The sequence below is a fragment of the Komagataeibacter diospyri genome (assembly GCF_006538165.1).
Lineage (GTDB): Bacteria > Pseudomonadota > Alphaproteobacteria > Acetobacterales > Acetobacteraceae > Komagataeibacter > Komagataeibacter diospyri.
Genome location: NZ_BDLU01000023.1, coordinates 1 through 5,263 on the forward strand (window position 1 = coordinate 1; position 5,263 = coordinate 5,263).

Sequence of the window (5,263 nt, forward strand, 5' to 3'; positions counted from 1 at the left end):
TCCGTCAGTATGAAGCGATCCATATGGTCTTTGAAACACATCATGGCCCTTTAGAAAACTCAATTCCCAACAGCCCCTGAAAAAGAATCGCCTATTTTATTTATCAATGATTTGTTTTTCAAAAATCTTTTATACGAGGTCAAAAACAGACCGACCTGTCAAGGATGGTACGGCCGTATCTGCTGAACGCAGCACATGATTATGCATGACACTGGCAATCAGGTCATAATCCTGACGATAGATCTGACGTATGCGCGCAATCTGGTCCGCATTGGGCATTTCACTTCGGTCACCACCACCCGCGTTGACATGGCCGATGGGGGCAGAGGTATAATTACGGACGAAATCCTGTATACGGGACATGTCATCAAGCATGAACAGGCGATCTACCGCCACCTGCCCGTACGCATCGGTCAGGTACCATGTCTGGGGGCGGAAAATATGGTCCATGTCGTACAGTGAACGGACATGGGCGATATGGTCCAGCGCATCATCAATTCCGTTGAAGGCCATATAGGTCGGGCGAAATCCTTGGGCTACATGCCGTGTATCACTGCCGCCCGCACAGGCATAGCGATAGGCGGACATGAAACGCCGTACCGGATCGCGCAGGATGGCAAATGACGGAAAACCCGTCAGGTCAGGCATGCGACGCTGAAAATACCGGATGGTTTCGTGTCCCAGATCCATCCCGTACAGGGCACGCGCCACGGATGTCCCCGCATTCTTGGGCACATGGATAAACAACACCCCACACGCGCGCACCCGATCCGCACGTTTCAGACGCTTGGGACCGGGGGGGTAGGGAATACGCAGTGACGCCAGACGTTCATGCACATCACTGGACATTCTGACCCGCAGGATAGGTTGCAGCAGCGTTTGCATGGACATGTCCATTCCACGAGGGTTGATGCGATCCAACAAGGTCTATCCTACATTATCATGCCTGTACCATTACAATGTATGAACAAAAGAAACAAAATGAAACGGCAATGCGTTATTCACGGATTCTGCGATCCGGTCATAAAAAACATGCATCCCATACCGGAGAAAAATAAATATTCTCACGTTTTTAATTAATGTATTTAACAATAATATTCATTGTTTTATTTTAAATTTTTTATCAACAATCCTCATTCCTGCTGCCCGTTCGTACCAAGTTGCGCACACGGTTTCTGTCGGAAAAGTAAAGATAAAATATAAATACATTCACCATAAGTACTTATTAAAATATAAATTAAATAATATGTATCCGTATCTTTTTTGAAATTCTTTATACCATGGAGGCGTCAAGCGCCTTTTCATTTGCTGCCAGCACGAATGAATCAATTTTAAAAATCAATTCATGTTTCGCATCCTGCTGTATCGTGCCTATCAGTGCCCGGAATGGCGGTCGGTGTATTGTGCCGTGTTGCACAGTGGTCCGTCCGCAATAGCGGATATCAAAGGGATGCTGGTATATGCCGCGCAGGGTGTACACTCGCCAGGCCTGTTCTTCGTCCCGGCCCCGCACGGCCGACCTGTCGGGACATGGGAAAACCGGGCATCGGCATGCAACGCGGTTTTCACCATGATCCTTCCTGTCATGCGTGCGGGCGCAGATTCTGTTCCGGCCGCGCCACCACGGCGTGAGTGGCGCTGGTCAGCGGGTGTGGCACGACTTCACGGGGCTTTTTCGTCTGACGCCGGACATAGTATTCCGCCAGCCCCACCAGTCCGAACCCGATAAAGGCGAAGCACGCGGACAGGACTGGCAGACCACCATAGGACCAGTGGGTGTCTACGATATGGCTGCCCGCCCACGCACCAACCGCGTTACCGAAATTGAAGGAACTCTGGTTCATGACGGCGGCAATATTGGGCGCGGCCCCGGCACAGGCGACAACATAGGTCTGTAGCGGGGCCATGGGCGCATAGATGAACACACCCCACAGGAACAGCAGCGCAAGACAGATCCATGGATGCAGGCTGCCGGGCACCAGCAGCACCTGCACGATGGCTACGGCGGCCATAAGCCCCGCACAGGACGGCAGCATCTTCCAGTCCGCCAGCTTTCCACCCAGCAGGTTGCCCAGACATAGCCCACCCCCGATCATGAGCAGGATGACATCAATCGCATGCGTGCTGAAACCTGACCGGGTCTGCAGGAAGGGGGTAATATAGGTAAACAGGGTAAACATACTCGACGACGTGCACATGGAAACCAGCATCATGGTCACGACCAGCGGATGCAGCATGGCCCTGAACTGCGCCGATAGCGGGATGACGGGGCCACTGGCCCGATCCTGTGGAATCCACAGCCACATGGTGGTCCATGCCAGCACGCCAACCGCGCAGATCAGCCAGAACGCCATGCGCCATGATGTCATCTGCGCCACGACAGTACCCATCGGCACGCCAAGGATCATGGCCAGCGTCAGCCCGATATAGACCAGAGACAGGGCTTCAGCCCGCTTGGCCGGGGACACGACCTGTGCCGCCATGATGGAAGCCGCGCCATAGAATGTCCCGTGGGAAAACGATGTCAGCACGCGCGCCAGCATAAGGCTGCCATAATTCGGCGCCAGGGCGCTGCACGCATTGCCCGCGATGAAAATCGCCATGGTCAGCAGCAGCGTCGCACGGCGTGACAGGCTATTGGTCAGGATCGCAACCAGGGGAGAGGCAATGGTCACCCCGATGGCATAGCCCGATACCAGCAGCCCCGCCTGCGCGATGGAGACATGCAGCCCGACCGAAAGCTGGGGCAGCAGCCCCATGACAATGGTTTCCGTCGTGCCAAGGCCAAACGCCCCGATAGCAAGGGCCAGCAACGCAACAGGCAAAATACGCGTCCTTGAGTTTACGGTAGCGGCCCATGCCGCCACACCGGAAAAAGGATTGGACGCATCAGGAAACGGATGCGCCTTTTCCCATCCGCAACCGCAGGCGATGGCGGTCTGTCTGCCCGGGTGGGAAAAGGCGGCTGTACCAGATTTCTGCGTTCCTGACCGCAGGGAAATGCCGGTAATCTGGAAATATATTTTATGCAGGGACCTGATATACATGCAGGAACGTAAACTTAATACATATCTCTTATCTAATGTTTCCTGTCCATGCTTCCATATCCGTATGTGCCGAGATCAGGTCTACTTCCCCGCCGCAGGCTGACAAATGGCGTCACCGGCGGGGACGACGCACAGCGTGTGGCGTCCCACGACTGGATCAGGTCACGAATGGTCTGGCGCAACGTGTCGCGGTCCGTCATCAGACGCTGTGCTTCGCCCTGTCGCACGCTGTCGTTCTGTCCAAACAGGGCCGTCTCATATCCCATCTGCCGACCCATTTCGACATCAGGCAGCGACGACAGCGGCGCATAGGACAGGGGCAGGCTGACCTGCTGGCTGTTCGTACGACTGGCATCCGCGACAAGGCCAATGGTCGGGGCGGTCGTCAGGGCCCCTACACTGAACGTGCCGCCATTGGTAAAGCTGCCTGCAAGTTGAAGTGTCACATCACCCGTTATGGTGCCTATGACAGGGTCGGCCGCATGCTGCGCGCATTGCGCGGCCCGAACTGTCCGGGCGAACTCTGCACTTTGCTGCACGGTCCAGTCGTCGGCATGTGAGACGGATACTGCACCGGCCTGCGCCAGCGAGGACTGTATGCCCGCCATCGCAGCCGGGATTGTGGTCTGTACGGCACGGTCATGCGTACAGCCGGACAGGCATGCAGCTACAGCCAGCATGGACATAAGGATTTTCATGATTGTCCTGTAATCGGGGCATTAGGGAAGATTGTCAGGGCACGGTGGGTCAGGACATGCCCGTCAGGTAAGCTTCGTTCGCTGTGACAAGGGCATCCCAGTCCTGCCCCGTGGGCGCCAGTATCCCGTTGGGCAGCAACTGCCGCCATGCCAGTCCGTGGGCTTCCATCAGACGGCTGCGCAGCCACCGCCATGTCGCCTTCTGCAGGCTGCCCCATGTCAGCAGCGTGATGAGGTCGGTATCCTCCGTGCCATCATAATCCCATAACAGCAGACAGTGGCCGCCGGCGCTGCCCGGTGTCGGGTCGCCATGGCTGGCGGGGGTAACGGTATCCCATACCGGGGAAAGGCTGCCTGTGGCATCTTCCCACACATCAGCCATGGCCAGTCGTACCCCCAGATAGGCTGCGGACAGGCCCGCCGTGATGTTGCGGATGCCGTTCAGGTCATTGATGTCCGCACTACCCCATAACGGGAACAGTGTCTGGTCAGTCAGGCCGTATCCCACCCGCATGGCGGTGGCCAGAACGTCCACTTCCACCCCACCCTGATCCGTCAGCGGATTGCCCGGTACATATCCTGTTGACCGGGCATAGAAACGCACTGCATCGTCTGTACCCACTGCAATCTGGTAACCCGCCAGTGCTGCCGTGGCGCGGACATGGTTGCCGATTCCCGCTGCCGTGCAGTCGCCCAGTACGTCATTGCCCAGCATGTGTGGCGCAGGATCAATCCGCTCGCGCCCCAGTCGTGGCGGAGCCGTGCGGGCCATGAAGGCACGCATGCCTGACAGCAGGGGCTGGCGCGCATGCATCCGGGCGGGATGACAGCCAAGTTTACGCAGCATCATTGCATGCATCCATGTCTGACCGGACGGGCACGGAATACCGTCCGGTAACGGGTTGATAAGTCATGTATTTTTATGGGCGTGGTGTAAGGAGGACCTGAAAACACCCATGAATTCAAAAGAAGATTTTTTCAACAGGCTTCGAAGAACGCTACCTCTCTGAAAAAATACGTCACTCAAAAATTTTATTATTTATTTAGAAATATCTGATTATATAGTGAAGGATATGGAACATGACGAAAAATTACATTAATAAATAAAATAATGTCATCATGTTGTTTCATGAAAACCATTTTTATTATTCTATAATGGGGTAAACATACGTGTAAGACATGCAGGTAGCAAAAGAAACAATACCGTCCCGATCAATGCGGACAGGAAGGGAGCCACAACAAGCCATCGGAAACACCTACGGCCCTGTGTAAATAATTGTAAGGGCAAGGCGCACACGTTTCTTACTGTGGTAGGGAAAGCAAGGCAAAAACAGGAAGCCGGAAGCGGGAACGTTGTTCCCCATGCCATGCCCGTCCTACTTTTCCAGGGCCTGTTGGGAATTATCTTGAATTGATGATTGCGCCAACGAGATAGATCATGGCTTCGAATGATCTGTCTGTTTTTTCGCTGCGCATGGCGATGCGCTTGAACTCCTTGAGCTTGCAGAAGAAGTTCTC

4 protein-coding genes and 1 pseudogene are annotated in these 5,263 nt (G+C 54.8%); all 5 read right to left on the minus strand.

Annotated features, from left to right (window positions below; all coding sequences use genetic code 11):
• Nucleotides 1-129: 129 nt before the first annotated feature.
• Nucleotides 130-891, minus strand: a complete 762-nt coding sequence (locus tag MSKU9_RS03425) for a sulfotransferase family 2 domain-containing protein (RefSeq protein ID WP_227002351.1) — start codon at nt 889-891, stop codon at nt 130-132.
• A 692-nt stretch (nt 892-1,583) separates the two neighbouring features.
• Nucleotides 1,584-2,825 (minus strand): MFS transporter, encoded by a 1,242-nt coding sequence (locus MSKU9_RS03430; protein WP_227001042.1) that lies wholly within the window; start codon nt 2,823-2,825, stop codon nt 1,584-1,586.
• Between the two features lie 254 nt (nt 2,826-3,079).
• The gene (locus MSKU9_RS03435) at nt 3,080-3,745 is read right to left on the minus strand and encodes a hypothetical protein (protein WP_141259945.1); all 666 of its coding nucleotides are present in this window, start codon (nt 3,743-3,745) and stop codon (nt 3,080-3,082) included.
• Nucleotides 3,746-3,794: 49 nt separating this feature from the next.
• Nucleotides 3,795-4,595, minus strand: coding sequence for a hypothetical protein (locus tag MSKU9_RS03440; RefSeq protein WP_141259946.1), 801 nt, complete (start codon nt 4,593-4,595; stop codon nt 3,795-3,797).
• A gap of 551 nt (nt 4,596-5,146) precedes the next feature.
• Nucleotides 5,147-5,263: pseudogene (locus MSKU9_RS18045) on the minus strand (IS5/IS1182 family transposase); the annotation flags it as partial.